The organism is Novosphingobium sp. IK01 (assembly GCF_033242265.1).
GTDB lineage: Bacteria > Pseudomonadota > Alphaproteobacteria > Sphingomonadales > Sphingomonadaceae > Novosphingobium > Novosphingobium pituita.
The window spans coordinates 2,089,103-2,114,854 of sequence record NZ_BTFW01000001.1 but is presented as its reverse complement, the minus strand read 5'-3'; the positions used below and the strand labels follow the sequence as shown (position 1 = coordinate 2,114,854).

Here is a 25,752-nt window from a genome sequence, read left to right as displayed (position 1 = left end):
TTGGAGCCGTGATGGCTGCGGTTTCCCCTTGCGCGCAGGAGCGGGGGCGATGGAATTCCGGCCCTGCCGTGATAGAGCCGGTCTCTCAGTTCTGGAGGAGTCTGCGCCGGGCCATGCAGTTGCGCCATCTGCGGTATTTCGTGGCCCTTGCGCGCCACCGTCATTTTGCCCGTGCGGCGGCGGAATGCGGGGTTTCGCAGCCCACGCTTTCGGCGGGGCTGGTGGCGCTCGAACAGGAACTGGGCAAGCGGCTGGTCGAGCGCGACCGGCGCTTTGTCGGGCTGACCGAACAGGGCGAGGCGATGCTGCCCTGGGCCGAGCAGATTCTGGGGGCCATGGGCAGCATGACCCAGGCCGTGGCGGCCACCAGTGCGCCGCTCTCCGGGCCGTTCCGGCTGGCGGCGATTCCCTCGGCGCTGCCGCTCGTCGGACGCTTTGGCGCGGCGCTGTTGCAGCGCTATCCGGGGTTGTCGCTGGCGGTGCAGCAGGCGCCCTCGCGCCAGATCGAGCAGGATCTGGCCGCGCTTTCGTGCGATGCCGGGCTGACATACCTCGATCATGATCCCCCGGCCCATGTCGTGGCCGTGCCGCTGGCCGAGGAGGGGTTCCTGCATGTCGCGCCGTCCGGGGGTGACTGGGGAGAGGAGGGCGCGGTGGTCGAATGGGCAGCGGCGGCGGCGCGGCCTCTGGTGCTGCTCCACGGGGGGATGCAGTATCGCCGGATACTCGACGCGCAGTTCGCCGCGCGGGGGCTTTCGGCGACACCGCGCGCGGTGGCCGACAGCCTCGTGGCGCTGTTGTCGCTGGTCGGTTCGGGACAGTTCGCGACAATCGTGCCCGATGGTTATGCGCGGCTGGTCGAGGGGCTGGCCGGGTTCGATGTGCGCCCGATGGCGGCAGACATCCATCCGGCGCAGCGGCTGGGGCTGCTCGTGCTCGACCGCCAGCCGATGGGGCCGCTGGCCAAGGCGGCGCTGACCGTGGCGCGCACGCTGGGTGCTGTTTGATAGGACTGGTCTATCAGGTCTTCGGGAATTCGATTTGACCGGACGGGCGCGCGCGGCGCACACCGGAGGCCATGGATGACCCTGCCAGATCGGAGTTGAAACGCATGGGCGAGCCGAACCAGAAGCCGGGACGCGTTCTGGGCGCAGTGCTGGCGGGCGGTCTGTCGAGCCGTTTTGGCAGCGACAAGGCCTTGGCCCTGCTCGACGGGCGCAGCCTGCTCGACCGCGCCATCGCCATGCTGGGCGCGCATTGCGACGGGGTCGTGGTGGTCGGGCGCACGGTGCCGGGGCAGGTCTGTCTGGCGGATCGCCCGCGTGGCGGCATGGGGCCGCTGGGCGGGATCGCCGCCGCGCTTCACCATGGGGCGGCCCATGGCTATGCCAGCGTGCTGACCGTGGCGGTCGATAGCGTGGGGATCGACGCAGAGGGGCTGGCCCTGCTGGCGCCGCCTCCGGCCTGTTGCGAAAGCCAGCCGGTGATCGGCCACTGGCCCGCCGGGGCGGGCGCGGTGGTCGATGCCATTCTGGCCGGTGACGGGCGCCATTCGCTGCGGGCGCTGGCGCAGGCGCTGGGCGCGCGCATGGTCACGTTTCCGCACGCGCCGGGCAATATCAACACGCCTGCCGATCTGGCGGCGGCTCAGGGCCGTGACGGTGGCGAGGGGGGCCGCGCATGAAGGAGTTAGCCGTGACTGTCGATCAGGTGAAAGGCGCCAGTCCGCGCGCCTTTGCCGAGCATTTCGCCGATGGCGCCGCCAGCGTGCCGATCACCCGCGCGCTGGCCGAGGAAGCGCCCGTGGCCATCGAGATCAACGGCATGGGCTATGCCGTGATGATGGCCACGCCCGCCGATCTGGAAGACTATGCGCTGGGCTTCTGCCTGTCGGAGCAGTTGATCGCCGACCCTGCGGCTTTCGTGTCGGCGCAGGAGGCGGAGATTCCGGGGCGCGGCTGGATGCTGCGGATCAATCTGGCGCTCGATGCGGCGGCGCCCCTGCTCGAACGCGCGCGGTTGCGGCTGGCCGAGGGGAGTTGCGGGCTCTGCGGAATCGAGAGTCTCGAACAGGTCCTGCGGCCCTTGCCGCAGGTGCAGCCGCGCGAGGATATTGCGGATGCGGCGATTTTCCGGGCGACGGCGGCGCTGGGCGATCACCAGCGGCTGGGCCGGGCCACGCGGGCGGCCCATGCTGCGGCTTTTTGTGCGCCCGATGGCACGATCCTGACCGTGCGCGAGGACGTGGGCCGCCACAATGCCTTCGACAAGCTGATCGGCGCGCTGGCCCGCGCGGGGGCCGATCCGGCGAGCGGTTTCGTCGTGCTGACTGCGCGGTGCAGCTTCGAACTGGTGCAGAAGGCGGTGATTGCCGGGGTGGGCTTGCTGGTCACCGTTTCGGCGGCCTCGACCCTGGCGGCCGACCGTGCGCGCGATCATGGCCTGCGGCTGGTCAGCCTTGCGCGGGGGGACAGTTTTCTGGAAAGCTGAAGGGCGCTCAGGTGCTGGCGAGCGAGGACAGCGCATCGCGCAGCGCGTCGAGGCTGACCGGCTTGGCCAGCAGCGGCGCCTCGGGCGCGCCCGCATCGGGATCGAACGAGGCATGGCCCGAGAGATAGAAGAACGGCGTGCCCTCTTCGCGCAGGCGCAGGGCCACGGGAACCGAGGTGGTGTCGCTGCCCAGCGAGAAATCGAGCAGCGCGGCATCGACGGGCCCCTGATCGAGCGCGCAGAGCGCCTGATCGACCGTGGCGACCGCCGTCACCGCATCATGGCCGAGATCCGCAAGGTTCTCTTCCAGCAGCATTGCGAGCAAGGGCTCGTCCTCGACAACCAGAATTCGCATGATCCAATCTCGGCGGTCCTTCGGCCGCGCCGGACCATGTGTCCGGAACCCGATGTTTACAGGGCGCCAGCCTAGCCTATCCGGTCAGGCCGCGATACACCCGATCATGCGATTTGCCCGGATGGGGGCTGTTCTGTCTCCTGGCGGCCACGCCCTGGCTTGTCGACCCGATGAAGCCGATGGCCGGGAACCGGGCCCGGTTTCGGGTTTTACCGAAGGAATGTGTTGGTACGGGCCATGATTCGTCCCCCGATCTCCGGTCGATTTTTCTGGGGCCTTGCCCTCCCCGAGGGGCGAGGGCGCACGGTCGCGGTGGCTGTGCTGGTGGCCTTGCTGCATGTCGGCCTGATCTGGGCGCTGGTTCATGGGCTGGCGGGCGGGGTGGTGGCGCTCGTGCGGGAATCCCTGCCCGGCCTCGTGGCCGAGGCGATCCCGCTCGAACCGCCTGCAACGGCCCCGGCCCCCCATCCCCGCGCTGCTGCGCGCCAGAGCGCGGGCGCGACCGGTGCGATGGGGCGCAAGGCACGGCCCATCGCCGTTGCCGCCCCGCCGCCGCGTTTCGTGCTGGCCGCTCCTCCGGCGGCGCGGGTTGCTGCCGATGGCAACCAGACCCTGTCTGGCGCGGGGGCCAGCGGGGCGGGCACCGGGGGCGGCCTTGCCGGAAACGGCACCGGGGCGGGTGGCAGCGGAGACGGCATGGGCGGCGGGGGCGGGGCAAGCAAGCCGGTCAAGACCGCCGGAGACATTACCGCCGCGCGCGACTATCCGCCGCAAGGCCGCGCCGATCGCGCCGGAAAGCGGGTGATCATCGTCTTGCGCGTGGGAACCGATGGCCATCCGACCGGATGCCGCATCCACGCCCCGAGCGGCAACGACGAAGCCGATGCGATCACCTGCCGCCTCGCGCTCCAACGCTTCCGCTTTCGCCCGGCGCTGGATCGCGACGGGAACCCGGTGGCGGCGGATTACGGCTGGGAGCAGCGCTGGTGGGCGCCCTGACCAGAGGCACTGCCCCATCCAAAGATAATGGGGTGCAGGGGGCCCTGCCCCCTGCGTTATCCCTTGTTCTTCAATACCTTTGAAAATCAGAACACGCGCGTGCTTACTGCCGGACAAAGACGCCGCAGGCCAGCCGCGCGCCGCTGTTGCCGCTCGGGTCGGTCTTGTAGTCGTCGGGGGCGGCGTGGATGACGAGGGCGGTGCCATCGGCATCGAACAGGGCCGGGCCGGTGGTATCGGCGCCGCCATGGAGCGTGAAATCGAGCGCGCCGGTGCCGTCGGCTGCCACGGTCAGGTTGGTCAGGTCGCCCATGTGGGCGCCAGCCGGGTTGTCGGCGCCGTGCTGGCGGCCTTCGGGGTTGAGGTGGCCACCGGCGGTGGTGAAGCCGGGCGCGTCACACTTGCCGGTCGTGTGCAGGTGAATGCCGTGAACGCCCGGCGTCAGGCCACGGGCATCGACATGGACGCGATAGCCGCCGGGAAACTGGAGCAGTTCGGCGGTGCCCGCGCTGGCGCCATTGGCGAGCATCAGCGAGGCATTGGCAACGACCTGCGCCTTGGGGGCAGGCGTGCTCTTCGGGCCGTCGGTGGTGCAACCGGCCAGCGACAGGGCGGTGGCAAGGCCCGTGGCCAGCATGGCGACACGGGAGAAAGGGGCGGTGCGCATGGGAGGGGTGTCCTGAAGGAGGCCTGGGGAGGCGCGCGGGGGTGAAGGGCAGTGGCAAGACCAACAAAAAGGGGCCGGATTTCTCCGGCCCCTCTTCGTTTTGGCTAAGTCTGGTGTTCGGGCCGGTTGGGGCCCGAACACTGAACTCAGTTGCCCGAACCCGGACCGTAGGTGATTTCCACGCGACGGTTCTGGAGTTCGCGAACGCCGTCGGCGGTCGGAACGCGCGGGTTGGCTTCGCCGAAGGCCTGGCTGGTGATCGACGCAGCGGGGACACCGTGCGCGGTCAGGTAAGCCTGGACCGATTCGTTACGACGCTTCGAGAGGCCAAGGTTGTACTTGGGCGTGCCCGAACGGTCGGTGTAGCCGGCCAGCATGATCGGAACGGTCTCGCAGTTGCCATACTGGGTGATGGCGTTGTCGAGAATGGTCGCCGCTTCAGGCGTGATGTCCGACTTGTTCCAGTCGAAGAACACGATGTACGGGCCCTTGTTGCACACCGGAGCCGGGGGCGGCGGAGGCGGCGGGGGGGGCGGAGGCGGCGGGGGCGGCGGCGGGGGCGGCGGGGGCGGCGGGGGAGCCGCTTCTTCGCCACCGAAGTTGTAGGTCAGCGTGCCCAGGATCGAGTGCGAGCGGAAGCGGCCCGAGATATCGGCACCGGCCCAGCTGCCCGACGAACCCACGAGGTTCACGTTGCTGACGTTGAAGAAGCGATACTTCAGACCCACGTCGATGTGCTTGCTGACCGGAGCGCGAACGCCGGCCAGAACCTGCCACGCAAAGCGGGTGTCCGAATCGTCGAGGATGCCGGCCGCGGTGGTCACACCGTAGTCGACCTTGGCAACGCCGACGCCGCCGCCGATGAAGCCCTGGAGGCCGTCGTCGGGACCGAAGTCGATCAGGGCATTGCCCATGAAGCTGAGCGCGCTGGCGTGACCGGCGATTTCGCCATTGTCACGGTAGTAGGCGACGCCCGTGCTGTTGTTCAGCAGGTTGTCGGCCTTCGAGCGGCGATAGCTGCCTTCGGCTTCGAGGCGGAAGCCACCGAAGTCGTAACCGACGATGCCGCCGAAGTCGTAGCCGGTCTTGCTGTCGTAGGTTGCCGCGTTGCTGGTGCCGTTGACCTTCACGTCGGTGTTTTCTTGCAGCATTACGCCGCCATCGCCTTCAACGTACCAGCTCTTGCTGCGAGCAAGGGCAGGCGACGCCAGTGCGCTTGATGCCAAGGCAACGCCCAGGATCAGTTTCCGCATTACGTTTCCCCTTTTGTGCGAGATCATGCCACGTCGTGGCGGTTGTCTACCGGCTCCATTAAGTTCATGCAAGCGGACAGACACGCGAAGTGTTGCAGAAAAACAACTACATCAGTTGTCATCGCTTCCATTTCCCGGTTTAAACCACCCTCATGTGCCCCCTCAAATGCAGCAGCGCGGGAGGGGTTCCCGAGAGACGCGCAAAAAAATGGCGATGGAGCGGCGTAGGGCTGCGATGGGTTGCGCGCGAAGGGCCGGTTCTCCGCGTGCCGGGCGCGCCCGCATGGCCGGATGCGGCCTGTCGCCCGGCCACCTGACCGGATCGGGAAATGCCAGTGTCAAATGCCTGCGCCAAATGTTTGCACAGGGGCCTGTGACCGGAACAAAGGCTTCTGGTGGTTTCCGGTGTGCTCGACTAGGTAAGGGCGCGACGAGGCCAAGACGGGATACGAAAAGAGCATGTTGCGCCGCCTTTATGACTGGACCCTGGCCAAGGCCGCACATCCCCGGGCCGCCTGGTGGCTGTTCCTGTTCGCGTTCATGGAAGCCAGCTTCTTTCCCGTTCCGCCCCATCCGCTGCTGGGGCTGATGTGCCTGGCCGAGCCGAAGAAGGCGGTGCGCTATGCCGCGATGGCCACCGCCGGATCGGTGCTGGGCGGGCTTCTGGGCTATGCGATCGGGCACTTCCTCTACGACAGCGTGGGCACGCAACTGCTCGCGCTGCTCCACCTTTCGGAAAGTTTCCCCAAGGCGGCCTGCTATTTGCGCGAGTATGGGGTGGAGATCATCGTGATCAAGGGGGCGACCCCGATCCCCTTCAAGCTGCTGACGATCACGGCGGGTTTCATCGGCATGCCGCTGGTGCCGTTCATTCTGGCCAGCGTGGTTTCGCGCACGATCAGCTTCATGATCGTGGGCGTGCTGTTCCGCCTGTTCGGGGCGCCGATCAAGCGCTTCATCGACAAGTATCTGGGGCTGGTGACGGCCGGGTTCGTCGTTCTCGTCATCGCCGGGTTCGTGGCGGCCACGATGCTGGGCGGGGGCGGCAACAAGGCCGCCAAGGAACGCTGCGAAAAGAGTGCGCCACTGGCTGCCTGAGAATACCCCTGAAGCTTAACCCTGCGCCGGGCTGTCGATGCGCGGCAGGCGCATGGCTTCGATGGCGGGGTAGAAGTGCGAGACGCTGCGGGTCAGTTCGTAGCGGGCCATCTTCAGGGTGGAGAAACGCCCGGGGATCGGCATCTGGCCTGCCTCGGCCATGTCGAGGCCCTGGCTCACGGCTCCGTTGAGTGCCGGTTCGAGCCAGTCGAGCCAGTCGCGGGTCTGGCTGATCGCGCGGCCATCGGTGTCGAGCGGGCCATGGCCGGGAACGAGCTGGCGCCGGGGCAGGGCGGCCAACTGGTCGAGGCTGGCGCGCCAGAGCGCGAGATCGGCGTGGGGCGTGGCGGGCGCGCGGTCGTGGAACACCAGATCGCCTGCCAGCACGGTGCCGCTGGCTTCGTCGACCAGCACGAGATCGGCATGGGAATGGCCCGAAAGCGCGAGCGCGGTGAGCTTGCGCCCGCCCACGGTGAGCGGGCCGGGGCTGACGGCAAGGCCCGGCAGCGCCAGATTGGTGCCGCGCATCCAGTCGGCGAGGATGCGGTACATCGCATCGGAAAACCCCTCGCCATCGGCGGCCAGATCGGTGCGGGTGGCGGGCAGGGCGGCCAGGATCGCCGGGTCGAAGGCGCCCGCGCCCAGCGCATGATCGGGGTGCAGGTGGCTGATGAACACGCGGCGGACGGGGCCGCCGGTGAGCTTGCGGGCCAGCGCGGCCAGCCCTTGCGCATAGCGCAGCGAAGGGCCGCAATCGAACAGGATCGCCCCGCCTTCCGGGCAGGACAGGATCACGGCATTGGCGATGGCCCCGCCATTGGCAAAGGCAATGGCCTCGTCGGCGCCGCGCACGAGCCAGATGCCCTCGCCGATGGGGCTGGCGGTGATGTCGTAGGCCCCGGCGAAAGGTTCGGCGCGGGCCGGGGAGGCTCGCAGCGCAAAGGGGATCGGAAGGGCTGCGGTCAGGCAGAGCAGGGAGCGGCGCGAGAGCTTCATTGGGCGGGCTCCTGCGGGTGCAGCATGCCGTCGAACAGGCGGCCATTGCTGTCGGCCATGTGGATCGCGAAGGGCGGGCGGGCGTCTCCGGGCAGGATCAGGGTAAAGGCCGGGTCCTCGCTGACCGAGCCGTTGATCGTCATCTTGCCCAGCGCGGTGCCGCGCGCGTCGGTCACGGTCATGGTTTCGAGGTTGTAGGCCGGAATCGAATCCACGAAGCCGGTGTCCATCGGGTGGCGCACGCACACGCGCGCCCGCCAGTCTCCCGGTGCCGCCCCGGATTCACGCCAGAGGCCGCCCCGCATTTCGCCCAGATGCTGCGCCCAGTCGCCCTTGACGCGGCTGACCGGCGGGGCCGAGCAGCCCCCGCCCGCCGCATCGATCCAGCGCCCGGCAACATGCCAGAGGCCCTGGCCATCGAGCGCGGCGGCGCGCACGGGCGTGCGCTGGTCGAGCTTCACGCGCAGCGCGACATAGCCCCGCCCGCCTTGCGGGGCATGGTCGATGGCCAGCGGCAGCGGGTTGAGGTCCATCAGCACGACGATGCGCTGCACGCCGGGCACGGCGCGCGCATCGACGGTGATGGGGAAGACGTGCTGGTTTTCGGTGACCTCGGGCATGAGCAGGGTCACCATGTCGTCGAAGCGGACAGGCGCCGTGCCGAACAGCCAGGCCGCGTGGTTCTCCCACATCGGCGAGCGCAAGGGATCGGCGGGAAGCACTTGGGCCAAAATCTTACCCCTGTTCCATCATACCAAGGACTCCATTGCGCCCGTGGCGGCCCGGCCTACAATTGCACCATAGGCCAAGGGTGAGGGTGAAGCGTGAAGGAGCGCCTGCGACAGGCTGTGGGGATTGCGTGCCTCGTGTTGCTTGCGGCCAGCGGGCCTGCGGTGGCGCAGCAGGCGGAGCCTTTCGATGCGCAAGGCTATCGCAGCGCCCGCTTTCGCGCACCGGTGGACCGTGATCCGGCCCCGGCCTTGCCGATCACCACGGCGCAGGCGCGCGCGCTCCATCCGGGCCGCGATGCGCTGTTTCTCGATGTCCTGCCCGCCGCCGGGGCGCGGCGTGATCCCCGCACCGGGGCATGGACGCTGGCCGAGCCGCACGAGACGATTGCGGGCGCGCTGTGGTTTCCCGAGACCGGGTTCAGTCCGCCCGAGCCGGCGCTCTGGCGCGCGCTTGATGCGGCGGTTGCGCGTTTTGCCCGCCGCCATCCGGGGCGCCCGGTGGTGGTGTTCTGCCGTGCCGATTGCTGGATGAGCTGGAATGTTGCGCGGCGACTGGCCCGGGCTTTGGCGTCAGGCCGGGCCGGGCGAGAGGGGGCCGCTCCGCCCGTCCGCTGGTTCGATGAAGGGATCGAGGGGTGGGTCGAAGCGGGGGGAACGCTTGTTGCCGCCAGCCCTGTTCCCGTGCCAGATGCGCCGTGACCAGACACGCTGTGACCAGACACGCTGTGAACTGTCTGTTTTGTCTTTAGTTTCCCTCAAGTGAGAGCATGCCCATGGCTACCGTGATCGTCAGCTACCCCATCCACGAAGGTGCCCGTTTCGATGCGGCCTATTATACCGCGACGCATATTCCGCTCGCCGAGAAGGCCTGGGGGCCGCTGGGCCTGATCGGGGCCGAAGTGCTGTTTCCGGCAGGCCCGCAGCCCTGGGCGGCGACGGTGCTGTTGCGCTTTGCCGACCAGGCGGCGATCGACGCGGCGCTGGCCAGCCCGGAAGCCCCGGCGGTGATGGCCGATATCGCCAACTTTACCGACATCGTTCCCGTGCTTTACCGCGCGGCGGATTGAGCTTCGGCTTCGGCCAGCGCGGCGCGGGCTATCGGTTCCATGATCGCATAGCCTGCGGCATTGGGGTGGACCCCGTCGCCCGACAGGCCCGGCTTCATCGCGCCTTCGGGCGTGGCCATCGCGCTGTAGTAATCGGCGTAGACGAGGCCGCGCGTGCGGGCGAGGTCCTTCAGCCAGACGTTGAGCGCGGCGATCTGGGCGGCGGGCTTCATCCCCGCGCGCCAGTTGAAGCCGCCCGAGGGCAGCACGCTGCCCAGCACCACCGAAATCCCGTTGGCCCGCGCCAGATCGACCATGGCCAGAATATTGGCGGCATATTCGTCGGGGCTGGTCGGGCCGGTGTTGCCCGCCACGTCGTTGGTGCCGCACATGATGTGGACCACGCGCGGGTGAAGCCGCACCACGTCCTGATAGAAGCGCAGGAGGATCTGCGGGCTGGTCTGTCCGGCGATACCACGGTCGATCAGGCCGCCCCCGGCAAACAGCGCGGGCGCGGTCGTCAGCCACCATTCGGTGATGGAATCGCCCAGAAACACCGCGCGCACCGGCGGCGCGACCTGACGGTCGGCCTTCTGGTAGCGGCACAGGTTGCCCCAGTCATAGCCGCCCGTGCGGGTGGGCGTGCAGGGCTCGGGCACCATCGCGGTCGGCCCGGTGGGGACGGCCAGCAATTGCACGCTGGGGACCGGTGTGGCCGGAGCAGGGGCTGCCTGCGGTTCGGGCGATTGCTGCGCAGCAATCGCGGGGGAGGGCAGCCCCGCCAGCAGGGCAAGGGATGGGCCCAGCCACAGGCCCGGCAACAGAACTGCCCGCTTCATCAGATGATCCCCACGGCCTTGCCGGCGCGTTCGAACATGCCGATGATCGTCTGGACCTGATCGGCGCTGTGCGCGGCGCAGAGCGAGCAGCGCAGCAGGGTCATGCCCGCAGGCGTTGCCGGCGGACGCGCGAGGTTCACGTAGAGCCCTTCGTGAAGCAGGGCCTCCCACATCATCGCGCCGCGTTCGAGATCGGGCATGATCACCGAGATGATCGCGCTCTGGGGCGTTTCCGTTCCCAGCTTGAAGCCGCGCTGGGTCAGCCCGGCGTGGAGCACCTTGGAGTTTTCCCACAGATGCGCGCGCTTGTCGGCCGCGTGCATCAGCTTGCGGATCGAGGTGGCCGCCGTGTGGACCACGCTGGGGGGCAGCGAGGCGGTGAACACGTAAGGACGGCACACGAGGCGCAGGATCTCGAACTTGGGGTGGTTCGACACGCAGAAGCCGCCGACCGTGCCGACCGACTTGGAGAACGTGCCGATCACGAAATCCACCTGGTCGAGCACGCCCTGCTCTTCGGCCACGCCGCGCCCGTTGGGGCCGATGAAGCCCATCGAGTGCGCCTCGTCGACCAGCACCATCGCGCCATGCGCCTTGGCGATCGCGATCATCTCCTTGAGCGGGGCGATGTCGCCCAGCATCGAGTAGACGCCTTCGAGCACGACCAGCTTGCCCGCGCCTTCGGGAATGCGCTTGAGGCGCTTTTCCATGGCTTCGATGTCGTTGTGCTTGAAGGGGACGATCTCGGCGTCGCCCATCTTGCAGCCGTCCCAGATCGAGGCGTGGCTGTCGATGTCGAGCACGACATAGTCACCCTTGCCCGCCATCGTGCTGATGATGCCGAGGTTGGCCTGGTAGCCGGTCGAGAAGACCATGGCATGCTCCATGCCATAGAAATCCTTGAGCGCATCCTCGACCGCGCGGTGCCCGGCATAAGTGCCGTTGAGCACGCGGCTGCCGGTCGTGCCCGAGCCGAACTCGTCGAGCGCCTTCTTGCCCGCCGCGATCACGTCGGGGTCGAAGGTCATGCCCATGTAGTTGTAGGTGCCGAGCAAGATCGTCTCGCGCCCGTTGCACATCGCGACGGTGGGCGAGATCACCTTTTCCATCACCAGGTTGAACGGATCGGTGACCCCGGTGGAAAGCAGCGCGCGGCGCTGTTCGATCAGCGGATCGAACTTGGAGAACAGGTCGGTCATGCGTGGTTCAACCCTGAAGCTTGGTGACGGCGTCGATCAGCTGGCCATAGGTCTCGATCTCGGCCTGCTGGTTCATGCTGATGATGATGTCGAATTCGTCCTCGATGGCGGCGACGAAATCCATCACCGTCAGGCTGTCCCATTCCAGATCGCCGGCAAAGGTCGTGGCCTCGCTGATGGTGATGCCCTTCTTGTTGAAGGGGCCGACCAGTTCGGCGATCTTTTCGGCAGTGGCGGCGCGGTCCATGTACGTGTGTCTCCGTGGCGGCAAGGCTTGCGCCCTGCCAGAACAATGCGGCGGAAAAGCGGCCCGGAAGGCGATCTGTCAAGCCTTCCCGCGTGTTTAGTGTCGGATTGGAAATTCGCCTTTCAGGCGAATTTCGGCTCGGCACCAGCCCACTCCCCCACCCGGCCTCCCTACGATAGTACCCTATGGGAGGCCGGGTGGGGGAGTGGGCTGGTGCCGAGCAACCCGAAACGCCAGTTTCGGGCAAAGAGCTTACACCAGCTTCATCACCGCCTGCATGAACGGGCCGATGGAAACCGGCTTGGCCAGATAGCCTTCGGCGCCCGCCTCGCGGATGCGTTCCTCGTCGCCCTTGCCGGCATAGGCGGTGACCGCCAGAACCGGGATCGGGCGCAGCGTGGGGTCGGCCTTGAGCGCCTCGATCAGCTCCAGCCCCGAGACATTGGGGAGCTGGATGTCCATGATCACCAGCCCCGGCACGAACTGGCGCGCGCGCTCGATTGCTTCGCGGCCATCGGCCACGGGTTCGACCGTGAAGCCGTTGGCGACCAGCAGGTCGCAGAACAGTTTGCGGTTGAGGTCGTTGTCCTCGACAACCAGAATTCTTTTTGCCACTGACCACCTGTAAACGCGTCTGCATCGCATGGGGCGCGAGGTGCCTTCCCCGTGAAGGGAAGGCCTGCTGCCGTCATGCGCTTGCATCCTGCTCTATTGCCCCGGAAAGGCTCTGACAATCATTCGTGAACCCTCCTCTCCCGTGCCCGATCCGCAAGAGCTGGCACTGGCCGCGCTGGGCTGGGTGCTGGCCGAGGGCGGGCGGGCCGACCGGTTCCTCGCGCTCACGGGGTTGACCCCGGACAGCCTGCGCGCCGGCCTTGGCAGCGGGGAAGCCGGGCAGCGTGCGGTGCTGGCAGGCGTGCTCGATTTTCTCTGTGCCTATGAACCCGACCTGGTCGCTGCGGCCCAGGCTCTCGACGTTCCCCCGCAAGTTCTGGCCGCCGCACGGGAGAAACTGGGATGAGCCGTCCGCTGGTGATCAGCGATTGCGATGAAGTGCTGCTGCACATGGTCGCGCCGTTCAAGGCCTGGGTGGAGGCCAACCACGGCGTCCACTTCTCGCTCCAGACCAACAATTTCGCCGCCGCGATGCGCCATGCCGATGATGGCCGCGCGGTCGAGCCGGCGCGGATCTGGCAGTTGCTCGACGGTTTCTTCGACACCCAGATGCATGCCCAGCCCGCGATTGCCGGGGCGGTCGAGGCGGTGGGCGCAATATCCGACCGGGCCGACTTCGTGATCCTGACCAATCTCGGGCACAGCTACCGCGAGGCGCGCACCCGGCAACTGGCCGATCTGGGCATCCATGCGCGGGTCTTCACCAACCAGGGCCCCAAGGGCCCGGCGCTCAAGGCCATTCTCGAAGAGTACAAGCCCTCGCGCGCGCTGTTCATCGACGACCTGCCCGAGCATCATCATTCCGCCGCCAGCCTCACCCCCGAGGTGATGCGCCTGCACTTGTGCGGCGAGCCGCTGCTTGCCCCGCATATCGATTGTGCGCACAAGGCGGGCCATGCCCATGCCCGGATCGACAGCTGGGACCATGCCCTGCCCTGGGTCATGGCCCAGCTCGATGAAGATGTCCGGCCTGCGTGAACGGTCTTCCGGCGTGTCCTTCCAGCCTTTCCCCCCCCAGCCCTTTCCCCATGGAGTTTTGACGAATGACCGTTTCGATTGATGCCCGCCTTGCCGAACTGGGCCTCGAACTGCCGGTGGCTGCGGCCCCCGTGGCGGCCTATGTGCCCACCGTGCTGGCGGGCGGGCTGCTGCATGTCTCGGGCCAGCTCCCCTTCGTCGATGGCAAGCTGGTGACCGGCCGTCTGGGCGAGGATGTCAGCCTCGAAGACGGCACCGCCGCTGCCAAGGCTTGCGGCCTGATGCTGCTCGCGCAGGCCAAGGCCGCGCTCGGCTCGCTCGACCGCATCGAACAGGTCGTCAAGCTGGGCGTCTTCATCAATTCGGCGGGCACTTTCACCGACCAGCCCAAGGTCGCCAATGGCGCCTCGGAACTGATGGTGGCGGTGTTCGGTGATGCGGGCCGCCATGCCCGCAGCGCCGTGGGCGTGCCGGTGCTGCCGCTCGGCGCCGCGGTGGAAGTCGATGCTGTCTTTGCTGTTAGCGCTGCTTGAGCGCTTTGTGCTGCCGGTCCGGGCGAATGCACGGGCCGGTTGGCTGAGCGGATCGATCTATGCACACCGGGGTCTTCATGGCCCCGGTGTGCCCGAAAATTCGCTGCTGGCCGCGCGGGCAGCGGTTGCGCGGGGCTTTGGCATCGAATGCGATGTCCAGCGCAGCCACGACGGGCAGGCCGTGGTTTTCCACGACTGGACGATGGAGCGCCTGACCGGACGGACCGGCGCCGTGCGCGAGGTACCCTCGACCGAACTGGCCCACACCGCCCTGCTCGACGAGACCGGCGCGCCTGTCGCGGGTGAAACCGTGCCGAGCCTGCGGGCCCTGCTCGATGTGATCGACGCCCGCGTGCCGCTGCTGATCGAGGTGAAAAGCCGGGACTCGGCGCGGATCGTGCCGCTGTGCCTTGCGGTGAACCGCTGCCTTGAAGGCTATCTCGGGCCGGTTGCGGTGATGAGTTTCGACCCGCGCGTGACCGGCTGGTTCGCCCGCTATGCGCCCCATGTCGTGCGTGGTCTGGTGATCAGCGACGAGGGCAGGCGGACTTTGCTGGCGCGCGCCAGGCGTCATCTTGCACTCTGGCATGCCCGGCCCCAGTTTCTGGCTTATGATCTTGCCGACATTGACAATCCCGTCGTGCGTCTGGCGCGTCGGCGCGGGGTGCCCGTGCTGACCTGGACCGTGCGCACGCCCGACGATGCGCGCCGTGCCGCTGCCTATGCCGATGCGCCGATTGCCGAAGGGGCGGTCCTGCACTTGCCCGACCACACAGGGCCCGACCATGCGGGGCCCGATCACGCAGAACAGGCCACAGCATCATGACTCTGGTCGCGCGGGTCGAACAGTCGGTGGGGGGCATCGCGCCCGAAGACTGGGACCGGCTGGCAGGCCATGACAACCCGTTCACCACCCATGCCTTCCTGACCGCCCTTGAGGAATCGGGCAGCGTGGGTGGGGGCAGCGGCTGGATCCCGCTTCCCGTGCTGATCGACGATCCCGAAGGGCGCCCGGCGGCGGCGCTTCCGGCCTATCTCAAGCAGCACAGCCAGGGCGAATATGTGTTCGATCAGGGCTGGGCCGATGCCTGGGAGCGCGCCGGGGGCGATTATTATCCCAAGCTCCAGATCAGCGTGCCCTTCACCCCCGCGACCGGCCCGCGCCTGCTTTGCGGGGACCATCCCGAACTGGCCCTGCCACTGCTGCGCGCGGCCGAGGCGGTGGTCGACCAGAACGGCCTGTCCTCGGCCCATGCCACGTTCATCGCGCCCGGACAGGTGCCGGTGTTCGAGGAGGCGGGCTGGCTTTTGCGCAACGATTTGCAGTTCCACTGGACCAATCGCGGCTATGGCAGCTTCGACGATTTCCTCGCCGCGCTCTCGTCGGGGCGGCGCAAGAACTTGCGCAAGGAGCGCGCCGCCGCGCAGGCGGGCGTGCGGATCGAGCGGCTGACCGGCCGCGCGATCCGGCCCGAACACTGGGACGCGTTCTGGGATTTCTATCAGGACACCGGCGCGCGCAAATGGGGCCGCCCCTATCTCACGCGCGCGGCTTTCGACCTGATCGGCGCGCGGATGGCCGACAGGGTGTTGCTGGTCATGGCGTTTGATGAGGCGCAGCAGCCGGTGGCAGGCGCGCTCAACTTCATCGGCGCCGATACGCTCTATGGCCGCTATTGGGGCTGTCTGGTCGACAAGCCCTTCCTGCATTTCGAATTGTGCTATTATCAGGCCATCGATGCGGCGATCGAACTGGGCCTCGCCCGCGTGGAAGCGGGCGCGCAAGGGCAGCACAAGCTGGCACGCGGCTATGAGCCGGTGCGGACCTGGTCGGCCCACTACATTGCCGATCATGGTTTCCGGCGGGCCGTCGCCGAATTTCTCGACCGCGAAAGGGCGGGCATCGCGCAAGGCCAGATCGAACTGGCCGGACAGGCCCCCTATCGCAAGGGCGGGTAAGCCGCAGGCCGGTTTTCAGGCCGCGCGGCGGCTGGTCGTGCGCAGCCACTCGCGCGCGCGGCGTTGCGCTTCGGCGATCTCGCGGGCGGTCATGTCTTCGGCCACGTCGGCGCGGGCGCGGGCGGCGTCTGCGTGGCCGGCAAGCGCAGCCAGATTGAACCATTTGTGCGCCTCGACCAGATCGTAGCCGATCCCTTGCGCGTCGGTCGAGAAGGCCGTGCCCAGATCGAAATAGCCTTCGCAATCCCCCTGCGCGGCTGCGGCGAGGCAGGCGGAAGCAAGCGCATGGGCGGTGATGGCTGGCGCGGGCGCGCGATCAGGGGTGGATGGAACCGGTGTGAGGCGGGCGGCAGGGGAATGGGTCGGCGACATTGGCAGGAACTTTCGTTTTGTTGCGAAACGCGGGGCCGAAAGATCCATCCCTTCAGGTTCCTCCGGTTCGGACAGGTTCGTCCGTTACGGTAAACAAATCGTTAGGCATGATTGCCTGTGCGGAGACTCTCGTGCGCCGGGCAGGATTTGCCTCACACGAACATGCATTTCACAAGGGGATACGCCTCTCGGGAGGGTTTTTCCCGCACGACCGGGCGCAAATCGGCCGGTGCAATGTGGCACAGCCACGAGGAAGTGCTTGTGTGGCCTTCCTCGCCTGCCTATAGGCGCGGCAATCCGGGGCTGATCGCGCTGTCGCGGTGCGAACGGGGACCGGGGTCGTCGGAAGGCGCAACACGGAGGGCCGGATGGCTGGGGTCTTGGGTGACGAAATTGACGTGTTGGCAAAGGCCCGCCGGGCCATGCCGGGTGATTACGTTCCGAGTGACGACGAAGTCTACATGAGCGAGCAGCAGCTCGACTATTTCCGCCGTCTCCTGCTCGAATGGAAGAAGTCCATTCTGTCGGCATCGGCGGGCACGCTGTCCGCGCTTCAGGATGGTCCGCTGCGCGAGCCCGATCTCAACGATCGCGCTTCGAGCGAAACCGATTGGGGCATCGAACTGCGCACGCGCGACCGCCAGCGCAAGCTGATCGCCAAGATCGACTCGGCCATGCGCCGCATCGACGAAGGGGAATACGGTTTCTGCGAAGTGACCGGCGAACCCATCGGTCTGGGGCGTCTGATCGCCCGTCCGATCGCCACGATGACCGTCGAGGCGCAGGAAGCGCACGAGCGTCGCGAAAAGATCTCGCGCGATATGTGAAGGTTGAAGTCTCCCCCGCGCCGCGCCCGAAAGGGAGCTGGCGAGGGGGTGATCTGCTCCATATCGGGAGCATTACCGTCGATTGTCGGGTCGGGCCGGGAAATTTTAACGGTATTTTTGCTGTTTTTGTTGATACCGTGAGGTGGCGATCTGCGATTGCTGCTTGTCCTTGTGATGCCCGGTGCATGTCTCCCGGCATATGGTGGGCAGGGCAGGATGGGGCAGGTCGGCCAGGCTGAACAACGGGATCTGACGATGACAGACATCGATCATCGCCAATCGGAGGACCATCGCCAGGTCGGGAGAGACAGTCTCTTCCTGATGGCTGACGTGCGGCTGGACGGGCAGGACGGCGAGCATCGCGTGCGCGTGCGCAACCTGTCGGCAGGCGGCATGATGGCCGAAGGGGCTGTCCGCGTGGTTCAGGGCGCGCCGCTGGCCGCGCATCTGCGCCATGTTGGCTGGGTCGCGGGCGTGGTCGCCTGGGTTCAGGACAACCGCTTCGGCATCGCCTTTGCCGAGCCGATCGATCCCAAGCTCGTGCGCGAGCCTGTTGCCGTCCATCCGACCGACGAATTTGCCCCGCGCTTTGTGCGCCCCCCGATCGCCCAGTCCGAAGCGGGCCGCCTGCGCAAGCTCTGAGGGGTTTCGGGGAGGGGCTTCTGGCATCTTCCCGGTCTGGTCTTTTCGCAGGCTGATCTTTTTCGCAGGCGCGCGCATCGCGCGGCTGGCCTGCCGGTGTCGATCTGCTAGGCAGGGCACATGGCCAAGCTGTCCTGCCATCCGACCCGCCCTTCGGCCCGTCCTGTGCAGCCCTTTTCGGGGGGAGGGTGGGCCTCGCGTCTGGTGCTGGCCGTGGCCCTGGCCGGGGCGGGGGCCGGGCTGAGCGGATGCGAGAGCAAGCGCCATGGCCCCCTGCCGATTGCGCTGGCTGGCGACGAGACCGCCTTCCAGACCGCCGGGCGCCTGTCTCCTTCGGCGCAGGTTTTGCGCGCGGCCACGGTCGAGGGGCTGGTTGGCTTCGATGCCGAAGGCCGCGTCATTCCGGCCATTGCCGAGCGCTGGATCGTCACCGACGACGGGCTCAGCTATATTTTCCGCCTGCGCGAGGGGATCTGGCCCGACGGCACGCCGATCGATGCGGCCAGCGTCGTCACCGCGCTGCGCCGCGCGCGGGCGAGCCTTGCGGGGCGGGCGCTCGGGGTCGATCTGGCGCCCATCGACGACATCCGCGCGATGACCGACCGGGTGGTGGAGATCGACCTGACCGCGCCGATGCCCGATCTGCTCACCCTGCTCGCCCAGCCCGAACTGGGCCTGCCGCGCAAGCGGCTGGGCTCCGGGCCACTGGGCCTGCGCCGGGATGGCTCCACGTATCCGGTTTTGCGTGCGGCTCTTTCGCCGATCCCGCCCGAGCGGCGGGGCCTGCCCGCGCAGGATGGCTTTGCCCGCAGCGTGCGTGGGCTGGCGCTCGAAGTCGAACCGATGGCGCAGGCGGTCCAGCGTTTCAACGATGGCGCGGTCGACGTGGCGCTGGGCGGCACGGTCGATACCCTGCCGCTCACCACTTCGAACGGCCTTTCGCGGGGCAATGTCCAGTTCGATCCGGTCATCGGGCTCTATGGCCTGATCGTGGAAAATGCCGACGGGTTCCTGTCTGATCCGGCCCGGCGCGAGGCGCTGGCGCTGGCCATCGACCGCGACGGACTGGTCAATGCCATGGGGGTGGGCGGCTGGCGTGCGACCACGCGGCTGGTTGCGCCCGAGGTGGCCGACGACCAGGGCACGGTGGGCGAGCGCTGGGCCGGCACCACGCTCGACCAGCGCCGGGCCCTTGCGCGCCAGCGCGTTCAGGCCTGGCGCGCCGCCGGATCTTCGGGCGCGGCCAGCGCGCCGGTCCTGCGTCTGGCCGCGCCCGACGGGCCTGGTTCGCGTCTGGTGGTGGGGCGGCTCAAGGCCGATTTCGCCGCCATCGGGGTCACGCTCGAACGGGTGGGCGAGGGGGAGCGGGCCGACTTGCGGCTTTACGACAAGGTGGCCCGCTATGCCCGCGTGAGCTGGTTTCTCGACCAGTTCGCCTGCTCGGTGACACCCGCGACATGCAGCGTGGGCGGCGATGTTCTGGTGGCGCAGGCGCTGGGTATGCACGATCCCCGTGCGCGGGCCGACCTGCTGGCCCAGGCCGAGCGCGCGGTGACCCAGGCCAATGGTTTCATCCCCATCGCGCAGCCCGTGCGCTGGTCGCTCGTGCGCAGCGGTATGACCGGTTTTGCCCCCAACCCATGGGGGTGGCACAGCCTGGTCCCGTTCTCGCAAATCACGAAATAAGTGCGTCCCTTGCGCCATACTGCCTAAAAAACGGCACGATCAGGGCGATTTTTCACATTTGGTCATGGCGGGGAAAGGAACTAGACGCTAGAAGAGCCGGGCCGAACGATCATACAATCGGGCTTCGCGTGGAGAAGCCGCGGCACCCCAAAGCGCGCTTTTCCCCTTCGCCGGCCCTCCGCCCACGCTGCGGTCCGGCCCAGACCTGTTGAGTTTCATGCCTTTTTCCACGCTTCCTGCTGCTGTCGCCGAATCCCTTGCCGCACGTGGCTATGCCGACCCGACCCCGGTTCAGGCGGCCGTGCTCGAAGCGGAGGCGGCTGGGCGGGATCTCCTGGTTTCCGCGCAGACCGGCTCGGGCAAGACCGTGGCGTTCGGCGTGGCGATGGCCGCCGACTTGCTCGGTGACGGGCTGACCCCGGCAGGGGCGCCCCTTGCGCTGGCGATTGCCCCCACGCGCGAACTGGCCTTGCAGGTGAGCCGCGAGCTGGCCTGGCTCTATGAAAAGGCGGGCCTGCGCATCGCCACCTGCGTTGGCGGCATGGACCCCTCGCGCGAGCGCCGCACGCTCAACCACGGCGCGCACATCGTGGTCGGCACGCCGGGGCGTCTGCGCGATCACCTCGAACGCGGCGCGCTCGACCTTTCGGCCCTGCGCTTCGTCGTGCTCGACGAAGCCGACGAAATGCTCGACATGGGCTTCCGCGAGGATCTCGAAGAGCTGCTCGACGCCACCCCGGCCGAGCGCCGCACGCTGCTGTTTTCGGCCACGATGCCGCGCCCGATTGCCGCGCTCGCCAAGCAGTACCAGAACAACGCCCTGCGCATCTCGACCATCGACGAGCGTCAGGGCCATGGCGACATTTCCTACGAAGCGGTCGCCATTTCGCCCAACGACACCGAAAACGCGGTGATCAACCTCCTGCGCTTCCACGAAGCCGAGACGGCCATGCTGTTCTGCGCCACGCGCGACAATGTGCGCCACCTCCATGCGACGCTGGTCGAGCGCGGCTTTGCCGCCGTGGCGCTCTCGGGCGAGCACAGCCAGAACGAACGCAACCACGCCATCCAGGCGCTGCGCGATGGCCGCGCGCGCATCTGCGTGGCGACCGACGTGGCCGCGCGCGGGATCGACATCCCCTCGCTCAGCCTCGTGATCCACGTCGAGGTGCCGCGCGACGCGGAAACCCTCCAGCACCGCTCGGGCCGTACCGGCCGCGCCGGTCGCAAGGGAACCGCCGTGCTCGTGGTGCCCTATCCGCGCCGCCGCCGCCTTGAAGAAATGCTGCGCCGCGCGCGCATCGATGCCACCTGGACCCCGGTTCCGGGCGCGGAGCAGATCCGCGAGCGCGACCGCGTGCGCCTGCTCGAAGTGCTGCTCGCCCCGTCCGACCCGGAAGACACGAGCGAGGACGATATCGCGCTGGCCGATACCCTGCTCGAAAAGATGGAAGCGCGCGACATTGCCCTCGCGCTCGTGCGCAGCCACCGCAAGGCGCTGCCCCAGCCCGAAGACCTGATCGACCTGTCGAGCGAGGAAGGCCGTCGCCAGCCCCGCCGCACGGGCTTTGACGACGTGGCGTGGTTCCGCATGGACATCGGCCGCCGCCAGAACGCCGATCCGCGCTGGCTGCTGCCGCTGCTGTGCCGCCGTGGCCACATCACCCGCAACGAGATCGGCGCGATCCGCATCGGCATGCAGGAAACCTTCTTTCAGGTGCCCCGCGCGATGGAGGAACGCTTCCGCGCCGCCTTGCAGAAGACCGCCCGCGAAGGCGCCGAGGACGAAAGCGGCATCCGCATCGAACCCTCCGAGCCGCCGCGCGAAATGGCCCGTACCAACCGCCGTCAGGGCAATGGCCCGAACCGTCCGCGTGATGACGGTCCCCGTCATGGTGGACCCCGCCATGATGGCCCCCGTCACGATGGTCCCCGTTCCGGCGCGCCGCACCGCAAGGGCCCGCGCCACCACCGCGAAGGCTGATCGGGCTTTCTGAAAGCGGACAAGATCAGGGGGGCGGTTGATCCGATGGGATCAGCCGCCCTTTTTTGTTGTCTTCAGCCCGCCAGCAGATCGGCGATGCGGGCCGCCGATTTTCCGTCGCCGAACGGATTGTGCGCGCGGGCCATGGCCGCATAGGCCGCCGGATCGTCGAGCAGCAGGGTCGTTTCGGCGACGATCCGCGCGGCATCCGTGCCGACCAGCCGGGCGGTGCCTGCCTCCACCCCTTCGGGGCGCTCGGTCGTCTCGCGCATGACGAGGACCGGCTTGCCCAGCGCGGGCGCCTCTTCCTGAACGCCGCCGCTGTCGGTCAGCATGATCTCGCAGATGCTCAACAGGCGCGCGAAATGGGGATAGTCGAGCGGCTCGATCAGCGCGACATTGGGAAGACCGGCCAGCGCCGCGTTCATCACCGCGCGCACGTTCGGATTGGGGTGGACCGGGAAGATCAGCGCGACATCGGGCCGGGCCGCCAGTTCGCGGATGGCCTGCGCGATGGCTTCGAGGCCACCGCCGAAATTCTCGCGGCGATGGCTGGTCACTCCGATCAGCCGCTTGCCCGCAAAGCGCGCCTCCAGATCGGCCAGCCCCGTGGCCAGCGCCGGTTGCGCGGCGATTTTGGCCGTGACCCAGTGCAGCGCGTCGATCACGGTATTGCCCGTGACATGGATCGTGGCCGGATCGACATTTTCGGCGCGCAAAGCCGCCGCTGCGGTGGGGGTGGGGGCGAAATGGAGCGCGGCGATCGTGCCGATGATCTTGCGGTTCACCTCCTCGGGCCAGGGGTGATAGATATTGTGGCTGCGCAAGCCAGCCTCGACATGGGCGAGCGGGATCTTGCGGTAATAGGCCGCCAGCGCGCCGGCCATGGCCGTGGCGGTATCGCCCTGCACGACGACCCAGTCGGGCTTTTCCGCGTCGAGCACTTTGCCGATTCCCGTGAGCAGCGCGGCGGTGAGGCCATCGAGCGTCTGGTCGGGGCGCATGAGGTCGAGGTCGTGATCGGGGACGATCCCGGCGATGTCGAGCACCTGATCGAGCATCCCGCGATGCTGCGCGGTGACGCAGGTGACGACCCTGAAGCGGCCATCGCCCTTGAGGGCATGGACGACCGGAAACATCTTGATGGCTTCCGGGCGGGTTCCGAAGACGAGAAGGACGGTCTTGCTCATGGGCTTGTCTTATAGGCCGAAGGTTAAGTCCGGCATAAGGGCTTGCCCTGAGGTATCATCTCCGATTTCGACCTTTACCGGGAGGACAGGCAAGGCGCCTGTCCCCCCGGAAAGGGGCCGGGATCAGGTCTCCAGAATCAGGCTGCCAGAATCAGGCTGAAGGCATCTGCTGGCTGGCGCAGTGGAAGCCACCGCCGCCCACCAGCACCGCGTCGCCCATCAGCCCGATGGTCTGGCGGTCGGGGAACAGCGCACCGATCGCCTCGACACCGGCGGCATCGTGGACCGAGCCGAACGTGGGCACGACCACCAGATGGCTGGTGATCACGAAGTTCATGTAGCTGGCCGGCTGGATCATGCCGCCCCATTCGATGCGGCCGGGCGAGGGCACCTCGATCACCTCGACCCCGGCGGCGCGGGCGCGCGCGGCGGCGTCGGCATAGATCGCCGCGTTGGGATCATCAGGCCCGGTTGCGCGGGGCAGGGCCAGGCGGTTGGCGCCCACGAAGCGGGCGAGGTTGTCGACATGGCCGTCGGTGTGGTCGTTGATCAGGCCATCGCCCAGCCACAGCACGCGGGTAAAGCCCAGATCGCGCGCGAGGCGCATTTCCAGATCCGCGCGCGAAAGGTGCGGATTGCGGTTGGGGTTGAGCAGCACCTGCTCGGTGGTGACGACAAGCCCGGTGCCATCGCTGTCGAGCGCGCCGCCTTCGAGCACCCAGTCGGCCTTGCTGGCCGCAAGGCCCGCGTCAGCCGCCAGCGTCGCGCCGATTTCCTGATCGCCGGGCATCAGGTACTTGTTGCCCCAGCCGTTGAAGCCGAAAAGCTGCGCGCGGCGGGTGCCCCTGCTATCGGCGGCGCCGTCGGCGACCACCAGCGGGCCGGTGTCGCGCAGCCAGACATCGCCATAGACGCGCTCTTCGATGGTCACCGCTTCGCTGGCCAGCGTCTGCGCGCGCATCTTGTTGGCCGCGTCGCGCACGATCAGCTTTACCGCCTGCCCGCTTTCGGCAACCGCGCTGGCAAAGGCGGCGATCTGTTCCTGCGCGCGGTCGATCACGCCCGACCATTCCTCGGCCAGATGGGGGAAGCCGACCCAGAGCCAGTCCTGCGGGGCGAATTCGGGCGGCATCATGCCGCCCGTGAAAGTGTGCTGTGTCATGGATGAAAAGGCTTACTTGCTCTTGGTTGCAGTCTTGTTCGTGGTGACCGTGGCCCGCGAGGCATCGCGGATGGCGCGGAATTCATCGCCGGGGTGCCAGTTGGGCCAGCTCGTCCCCACGGCCAGTTCGCGGCCCAGACGGTAGTAGAGTTCCACTTCCTGCGCCATGCCGGTCATGTCCCAGCTGTCGGAATATTCGTCCGAGGGCTGGTGGTAGCGATGCTCGACATAGTCTTCGAGCTGCGCATTGCCCAGCGCGGTGCCGCCCTTGATCAGGTCGGAGCCACGGCCCACCGCGAACATCGGCACGCCCATCTTGGCGAGGCTGAAGTGGTCCGAACGGTAATAGTGGCCGCGCTCGGGATGGTCCTCGGGGGTTTCGACCAGATGCATCTGGCCTTCGACCTTCTTGAGGATGGCGGTCAGTTCCGACTTGTCGCCGCCGGTCACCTGCACGTCGCGCGTGGGCCCGATCACCGAGAGCGCGTCCATGTTGACCCCGCCGACCGTCTGCGCGAGCGGATAGATCGGGTGCTGCGCATAATATTCGGAGCCGAGCAGGCCCGATTCCTCAAGCGTCCAGGCCGCGAAGACTTGCGTGCGCGGGGCAGGGCCGGCGCGGCGGTTCATGTCGGCCAGCGCGACGAGGGCGCCAATGCCGCTCGCGTTGTCGACCGCGCCATTGCAGATGTCGTCGCCGGTCGCATCGGCCTTGCAGTGGCCCAGATGGTCCCAGTGGCCCGAATAGAGCACATAGTCATGGGGCCGCGTGGTGCCGGGGATCACGCCGATCACGTTGTGCGAAAGCGCGTGGGTGATCGTGTTGTCGAACGAAAGGTTGGCCGAAACGCCCAGCGGCACGGCCTTGAAGCCCTTCTGTTTGGCCTGGGCGGAAAGCGCGGCGAAATTCTTGCCCGCCGCGGCAAAGATCGCTTCGGCGACCGGGCGGCGCATCCAGCCGTTGGCTTGCGTCTGGTCCATGCCCTTGTTGGCGCTGGCGACGAAATTGCCGGTGCCGCCGCTCGATTCCAGCACGTTCCAGCCATAGGCGGCGGGGAAGGTGTCGTGGACGATCAGCGCGGCCTTGGCGCCGTGGCGTGCGGCTTCGGCATATTTGTAGGGCCAGCGGCCATACCAGGTCATCCGGCGGCCCTTGAACAGGCCGGTCTCGTCGGTGTTTTCATAGTCGGGATCGTTGACGAGGATGACCGCGACCTTCCCCTTCATGTCGATCCCGGCATAGTCGTCCCAGCCCAGTTCGGGGGCGGTGATGCCATAGCCGACGAAGACCAGTTCGCTGCCGTCGAGCACGGTGCGGTCGGCCTCGCGATAGGAACTGACGACGAAATCGGCGCCCGGCTTGAAGCTCAGGCTGCCGACCTTGAGCGGCGAGATGTCCTTGGCAACGATGGTCACCATCGGCACGTCCTGAAGCCACTGGCCCTTGTTGCCCGGCGCAAGGCCGGCAGCCTTGAAGCGCGCGATGATCGCGTCGAGCGTCTGTTGCTCCTTGGGGCCGCTGGGGCCACGGCCTTCCATGTCGTCGGCGCTGAGCGTCTTGATCGTCTCGCGCATCAGCGCGACCGGAACCGCCGGAACCTTTGCGGCAGGAGCGGGTGCGGCAAAGGCCAGTGGAGCATGAGCCAGCGGCGCCGAGGCGAGCAGCAGGGCCGCAAACGCGCGACCTAGGGACGAAGACATGGGGGGAGCCTTTCTCAATTGCGTCTCGATCCTGCGCCCGTCCTCTCGCCGCTTTGGGAAAGGGGCGAGGTGCTTTCAGGCGCAACCAGACGCGGACCTTGGCAGAGGAGGCCGCTTGCGGCA

The 25,752-nt window shown here is 67.7% G+C and carries 29 protein-coding genes; 16 read left to right on the top strand and 13 right to left on the bottom strand.

What is annotated here, in order from left to right; all coding sequences use genetic code 11:
- The first annotated feature begins 113 nt into the window (after nt 1-113).
- The 3 genes from SBI20_RS09815 (at nt 114) to fdhD (ending at nt 2,490) form a co-directional block, all read left to right on the top strand.
- Nucleotides 114-1,007: a LysR family transcriptional regulator gene (locus SBI20_RS09815; RefSeq protein ID WP_317974858.1), complete on the top strand. Its 894-nt coding sequence runs from the start codon at nt 114-116 to the stop codon at nt 1,005-1,007.
- 104 nt (nt 1,008-1,111) lie between these two features.
- The gene (mobA, locus tag SBI20_RS09810) at nt 1,112-1,684 is read left to right on the top strand and encodes a molybdenum cofactor guanylyltransferase (protein WP_317974857.1); all 573 of its coding nucleotides are present in this window, start codon (nt 1,112-1,114) and stop codon (nt 1,682-1,684) included.
- Between the two features lie 11 nt (nt 1,685-1,695).
- Complete coding sequence (fdhD, locus tag SBI20_RS09805; RefSeq protein WP_317974856.1) at nt 1,696-2,490, top strand: formate dehydrogenase accessory sulfurtransferase FdhD; 795 nt, start codon at nt 1,696-1,698, stop codon at nt 2,488-2,490.
- 7 nt (nt 2,491-2,497) lie between these two features.
- Here fdhD and SBI20_RS09800 read toward each other — a convergent pair whose 3' ends face one another.
- Entirely contained in the window at nt 2,498-2,845 is a 348-nt protein-coding gene (locus SBI20_RS09800; RefSeq protein WP_317974855.1) for a response regulator, read from the bottom strand.
- A 237-nt stretch (nt 2,846-3,082) separates the two neighbouring features.
- Here SBI20_RS09800 and SBI20_RS09795 point away from each other — a divergent pair, with 237 nt between their 5' ends.
- Nucleotides 3,083-3,844, top strand: coding sequence for an energy transducer TonB (locus SBI20_RS09795; protein ID WP_317974854.1), 762 nt, complete (start codon nt 3,083-3,085; stop codon nt 3,842-3,844).
- Nucleotides 3,845-3,947: 103 nt separating this feature from the next.
- Here the strand turns inward: SBI20_RS09795 and SBI20_RS09790 are convergent, their stop codons facing one another.
- Nucleotides 3,948-4,511, bottom strand: a complete 564-nt coding sequence (locus SBI20_RS09790) for a superoxide dismutase family protein (RefSeq protein WP_317974853.1) — start codon at nt 4,509-4,511, stop codon at nt 3,948-3,950.
- Nucleotides 4,512-4,657: 146 nt separating this feature from the next.
- Nucleotides 4,658-5,764, bottom strand: a complete 1,107-nt coding sequence (locus SBI20_RS09785) for an OmpA family protein (protein WP_317974852.1) — start codon at nt 5,762-5,764, stop codon at nt 4,658-4,660.
- Nucleotides 5,765-6,223: 459 nt separating this feature from the next.
- On the opposite strand from SBI20_RS09785, the gene SBI20_RS09780 reads away from it, so the two are divergent.
- Nucleotides 6,224-6,862, top strand: a complete 639-nt coding sequence (locus SBI20_RS09780; RefSeq protein WP_317974851.1) for a YqaA family protein — start codon at nt 6,224-6,226, stop codon at nt 6,860-6,862.
- A 15-nt stretch (nt 6,863-6,877) separates the two neighbouring features.
- Here SBI20_RS09780 and SBI20_RS09775 read toward each other — a convergent pair whose 3' ends face one another.
- The gene (locus SBI20_RS09775) at nt 6,878-7,858 is read right to left on the bottom strand and encodes a quinoprotein relay system zinc metallohydrolase 1 (protein WP_317974850.1); all 981 of its coding nucleotides are present in this window, start codon (nt 7,856-7,858) and stop codon (nt 6,878-6,880) included.
- On the bottom strand, nt 7,855-8,580 hold the full coding sequence (locus tag SBI20_RS09770) for a quinoprotein dehydrogenase-associated SoxYZ-like carrier (RefSeq protein ID WP_317976099.1): 726 nt from the start codon (nt 8,578-8,580) through the stop codon (nt 7,855-7,857). Before SBI20_RS09770 ends, SBI20_RS09775 begins: the two co-directional genes overlap by 4 nt.
- A gap of 144 nt (nt 8,581-8,724) precedes the next feature.
- Here SBI20_RS09770 and SBI20_RS09765 point away from each other — a divergent pair, with 144 nt between their 5' ends.
- Both SBI20_RS09765 and SBI20_RS09760 read left to right on the top strand, forming a co-directional pair.
- On the top strand, nt 8,725-9,288 hold the full coding sequence (locus SBI20_RS09765) for a rhodanese-like domain-containing protein (protein ID WP_317974849.1): 564 nt from the start codon (nt 8,725-8,727) through the stop codon (nt 9,286-9,288).
- 74 nt (nt 9,289-9,362) lie between these two features.
- On the top strand, nt 9,363-9,656 hold the full coding sequence (locus SBI20_RS09760; RefSeq protein ID WP_317974848.1) for an EthD family reductase: 294 nt from the start codon (nt 9,363-9,365) through the stop codon (nt 9,654-9,656).
- Here the strand turns inward: SBI20_RS09760 and SBI20_RS09755 are convergent.
- The 4 genes from SBI20_RS09755 to SBI20_RS09740 all read right to left on the bottom strand — a co-directional run bounded on the left by SBI20_RS09755 (nt 9,638) and on the right by SBI20_RS09740 (nt 12,535).
- Complete coding sequence (locus tag SBI20_RS09755; RefSeq protein ID WP_317974847.1) at nt 9,638-10,474, bottom strand: SGNH/GDSL hydrolase family protein; 837 nt, start codon at nt 10,472-10,474, stop codon at nt 9,638-9,640. The genes SBI20_RS09760 and SBI20_RS09755 overlap by 19 nt on opposite strands.
- Complete coding sequence (gene spt, locus SBI20_RS09750; RefSeq protein WP_317974846.1) at nt 10,474-11,673, bottom strand: serine palmitoyltransferase; 1,200 nt, start codon at nt 11,671-11,673, stop codon at nt 10,474-10,476. Before spt ends, SBI20_RS09755 begins: the two co-directional genes overlap by 1 nt.
- A gap of 7 nt (nt 11,674-11,680) precedes the next feature.
- Entirely contained in the window at nt 11,681-11,920 is a 240-nt protein-coding gene (locus SBI20_RS09745) for an acyl carrier protein (protein ID WP_317974845.1), read from the bottom strand.
- A gap of 252 nt (nt 11,921-12,172) precedes the next feature.
- Entirely contained in the window at nt 12,173-12,535 is a 363-nt protein-coding gene (locus SBI20_RS09740; RefSeq protein WP_317974844.1) for a response regulator, read from the bottom strand.
- A 142-nt stretch (nt 12,536-12,677) separates the two neighbouring features.
- Between SBI20_RS09740 and SBI20_RS09735 the strand changes: the two genes are divergently transcribed.
- The 5 genes from SBI20_RS09735 to SBI20_RS09715 all read left to right on the top strand — a co-directional run bounded on the left by SBI20_RS09735 (nt 12,678) and on the right by SBI20_RS09715 (nt 16,065).
- Entirely contained in the window at nt 12,678-12,941 is a 264-nt protein-coding gene (locus tag SBI20_RS09735; protein ID WP_317974843.1) for a DUF3572 domain-containing protein, read from the top strand.
- Nucleotides 12,938-13,573, top strand: coding sequence for an HAD family hydrolase (locus tag SBI20_RS09730; protein ID WP_317974842.1), 636 nt, complete (start codon nt 12,938-12,940; stop codon nt 13,571-13,573). The genes SBI20_RS09735 and SBI20_RS09730 overlap by 4 nt, the downstream gene beginning before the upstream one ends.
- A 65-nt stretch (nt 13,574-13,638) precedes the next feature.
- Nucleotides 13,639-14,106: a RidA family protein gene (locus SBI20_RS09725; protein ID WP_317974841.1), complete on the top strand. Its 468-nt coding sequence runs from the start codon at nt 13,639-13,641 to the stop codon at nt 14,104-14,106.
- On the top strand, nt 14,078-14,932 hold the full coding sequence (locus tag SBI20_RS09720; RefSeq protein ID WP_317974840.1) for a glycerophosphodiester phosphodiesterase family protein: 855 nt from the start codon (nt 14,078-14,080) through the stop codon (nt 14,930-14,932). The genes SBI20_RS09725 and SBI20_RS09720 overlap by 29 nt, the downstream gene beginning before the upstream one ends.
- Nucleotides 14,929-16,065, top strand: coding sequence for a GNAT family N-acetyltransferase (locus SBI20_RS09715; protein WP_317974839.1), 1,137 nt, complete (start codon nt 14,929-14,931; stop codon nt 16,063-16,065). The genes SBI20_RS09720 and SBI20_RS09715 overlap by 4 nt, the downstream gene beginning before the upstream one ends.
- A 15-nt stretch (nt 16,066-16,080) precedes the next feature.
- Here the strand turns inward: SBI20_RS09715 and SBI20_RS09710 are convergent, their stop codons facing one another.
- Nucleotides 16,081-16,437, bottom strand: a complete 357-nt coding sequence (locus SBI20_RS09710) for a hypothetical protein (protein WP_317974838.1) — start codon at nt 16,435-16,437, stop codon at nt 16,081-16,083.
- Nucleotides 16,438-16,805: 368 nt separating this feature from the next.
- Here SBI20_RS09710 and dksA point away from each other — a divergent pair, with 368 nt between their 5' ends.
- The 4 genes from dksA to SBI20_RS09690 all read left to right on the top strand — a co-directional run bounded on the left by dksA (nt 16,806) and on the right by SBI20_RS09690 (nt 21,576).
- The gene (gene dksA, locus SBI20_RS09705) at nt 16,806-17,264 is read left to right on the top strand and encodes an RNA polymerase-binding protein DksA (RefSeq protein ID WP_317974837.1); all 459 of its coding nucleotides are present in this window, start codon (nt 16,806-16,808) and stop codon (nt 17,262-17,264) included.
- A gap of 255 nt (nt 17,265-17,519) precedes the next feature.
- A complete protein-coding gene (locus SBI20_RS09700; RefSeq protein WP_317974836.1) occupies nt 17,520-17,906 on the top strand; it encodes a PilZ domain-containing protein in 387 nt (128 codons plus the stop codon).
- A 120-nt stretch (nt 17,907-18,026) separates the two neighbouring features.
- On the top strand, nt 18,027-19,592 hold the full coding sequence (locus SBI20_RS09695; RefSeq protein ID WP_317974835.1) for an ABC transporter substrate-binding protein: 1,566 nt from the start codon (nt 18,027-18,029) through the stop codon (nt 19,590-19,592).
- A 217-nt stretch (nt 19,593-19,809) separates the two neighbouring features.
- Nucleotides 19,810-21,576, top strand: a complete 1,767-nt coding sequence (locus SBI20_RS09690; protein ID WP_317974834.1) for a DEAD/DEAH box helicase — start codon at nt 19,810-19,812, stop codon at nt 21,574-21,576.
- A gap of 74 nt (nt 21,577-21,650) precedes the next feature.
- On the opposite strand, the gene wecB is transcribed toward SBI20_RS09690, so the two are convergent.
- From wecB to SBI20_RS09675, 3 genes are all read right to left on the bottom strand, one after another.
- Complete coding sequence (gene wecB / locus SBI20_RS09685; protein ID WP_317974833.1) at nt 21,651-22,766, bottom strand: non-hydrolyzing UDP-N-acetylglucosamine 2-epimerase; 1,116 nt, start codon at nt 22,764-22,766, stop codon at nt 21,651-21,653.
- Between the two features lie 151 nt (nt 22,767-22,917).
- Nucleotides 22,918-23,928, bottom strand: a complete 1,011-nt coding sequence (locus SBI20_RS09680; protein WP_317974832.1) for an agmatine deiminase family protein — start codon at nt 23,926-23,928, stop codon at nt 22,918-22,920.
- A gap of 12 nt (nt 23,929-23,940) precedes the next feature.
- Nucleotides 23,941-25,629: a M28 family peptidase gene (locus SBI20_RS09675; protein WP_317974831.1), complete on the bottom strand. Its 1,689-nt coding sequence runs from the start codon at nt 25,627-25,629 to the stop codon at nt 23,941-23,943.
- Between the last annotated feature and the right edge of the window lie 123 nt (nt 25,630-25,752).

Coding starts and splice junctions, on each gene's coding strand:
- SBI20_RS09760 (WP_317974848.1), top strand. CDS start 9,363: ATGGCTACCGTGATCGTCAGCTACCCCATCCACGAAGGTGCCCGTTTC.
- SBI20_RS09790 (WP_317974853.1), bottom strand. CDS start 4,511: ATGCGCACCGCCCCTTTCTCCCGTGTCGCCATGCTGGCCACGGGCCTT.
- SBI20_RS09775 (WP_317974850.1), bottom strand. CDS start 7,858: ATGAAGCTCTCGCGCCGCTCCCTGCTCTGCCTGACCGCAGCCCTTCCG.
- dksA (WP_317974837.1), top strand. CDS start 16,806: ATGGCTGGGGTCTTGGGTGACGAAATTGACGTGTTGGCAAAGGCCCGC.
- spt (WP_317974846.1), bottom strand. CDS start 11,673: ATGACCGACCTGTTCTCCAAGTTCGATCCGCTGATCGAACAGCGCCGC.
- SBI20_RS09730 (WP_317974842.1), top strand. CDS start 12,938: ATGAGCCGTCCGCTGGTGATCAGCGATTGCGATGAAGTGCTGCTGCAC.
- SBI20_RS09745 (WP_317974845.1), bottom strand. CDS start 11,920: ATGGACCGCGCCGCCACTGCCGAAAAGATCGCCGAACTGGTCGGCCCC.
- mobA (WP_317974857.1), top strand. CDS start 1,112: ATGGGCGAGCCGAACCAGAAGCCGGGACGCGTTCTGGGCGCAGTGCTG.
- SBI20_RS09795 (WP_317974854.1), top strand. CDS start 3,083: ATGATTCGTCCCCCGATCTCCGGTCGATTTTTCTGGGGCCTTGCCCTC.
- SBI20_RS09690 (WP_317974834.1), top strand. CDS start 19,810: ATGCCTTTTTCCACGCTTCCTGCTGCTGTCGCCGAATCCCTTGCCGCA.
- wecB (WP_317974833.1), bottom strand. CDS start 22,766: ATGAGCAAGACCGTCCTTCTCGTCTTCGGAACCCGCCCGGAAGCCATC.
- SBI20_RS09815 (WP_317974858.1), top strand. CDS start 114: ATGCAGTTGCGCCATCTGCGGTATTTCGTGGCCCTTGCGCGCCACCGT.
- SBI20_RS09700 (WP_317974836.1), top strand. CDS start 17,520: ATGACAGACATCGATCATCGCCAATCGGAGGACCATCGCCAGGTCGGG.
- SBI20_RS09715 (WP_317974839.1), top strand. CDS start 14,929: ATGACTCTGGTCGCGCGGGTCGAACAGTCGGTGGGGGGCATCGCGCCC.
- SBI20_RS09720 (WP_317974840.1), top strand. CDS start 14,078: ATGCTGTCTTTGCTGTTAGCGCTGCTTGAGCGCTTTGTGCTGCCGGTC.
- SBI20_RS09755 (WP_317974847.1), bottom strand. CDS start 10,474: ATGAAGCGGGCAGTTCTGTTGCCGGGCCTGTGGCTGGGCCCATCCCTT.
- SBI20_RS09800 (WP_317974855.1), bottom strand. CDS start 2,845: ATGCGAATTCTGGTTGTCGAGGACGAGCCCTTGCTCGCAATGCTGCTG.
- SBI20_RS09710 (WP_317974838.1), bottom strand. CDS start 16,437: ATGTCGCCGACCCATTCCCCTGCCGCCCGCCTCACACCGGTTCCATCC.
- SBI20_RS09725 (WP_317974841.1), top strand. CDS start 13,639: ATGACCGTTTCGATTGATGCCCGCCTTGCCGAACTGGGCCTCGAACTG.
- SBI20_RS09675 (WP_317974831.1), bottom strand. CDS start 25,629: ATGTCTTCGTCCCTAGGTCGCGCGTTTGCGGCCCTGCTGCTCGCCTCG.
- SBI20_RS09785 (WP_317974852.1), bottom strand. CDS start 5,764: ATGCGGAAACTGATCCTGGGCGTTGCCTTGGCATCAAGCGCACTGGCG.
- SBI20_RS09780 (WP_317974851.1), top strand. CDS start 6,224: ATGTTGCGCCGCCTTTATGACTGGACCCTGGCCAAGGCCGCACATCCC.
- SBI20_RS09695 (WP_317974835.1), top strand. CDS start 18,027: ATGGCCAAGCTGTCCTGCCATCCGACCCGCCCTTCGGCCCGTCCTGTG.
- SBI20_RS09680 (WP_317974832.1), bottom strand. CDS start 23,928: ATGACACAGCACACTTTCACGGGCGGCATGATGCCGCCCGAATTCGCC.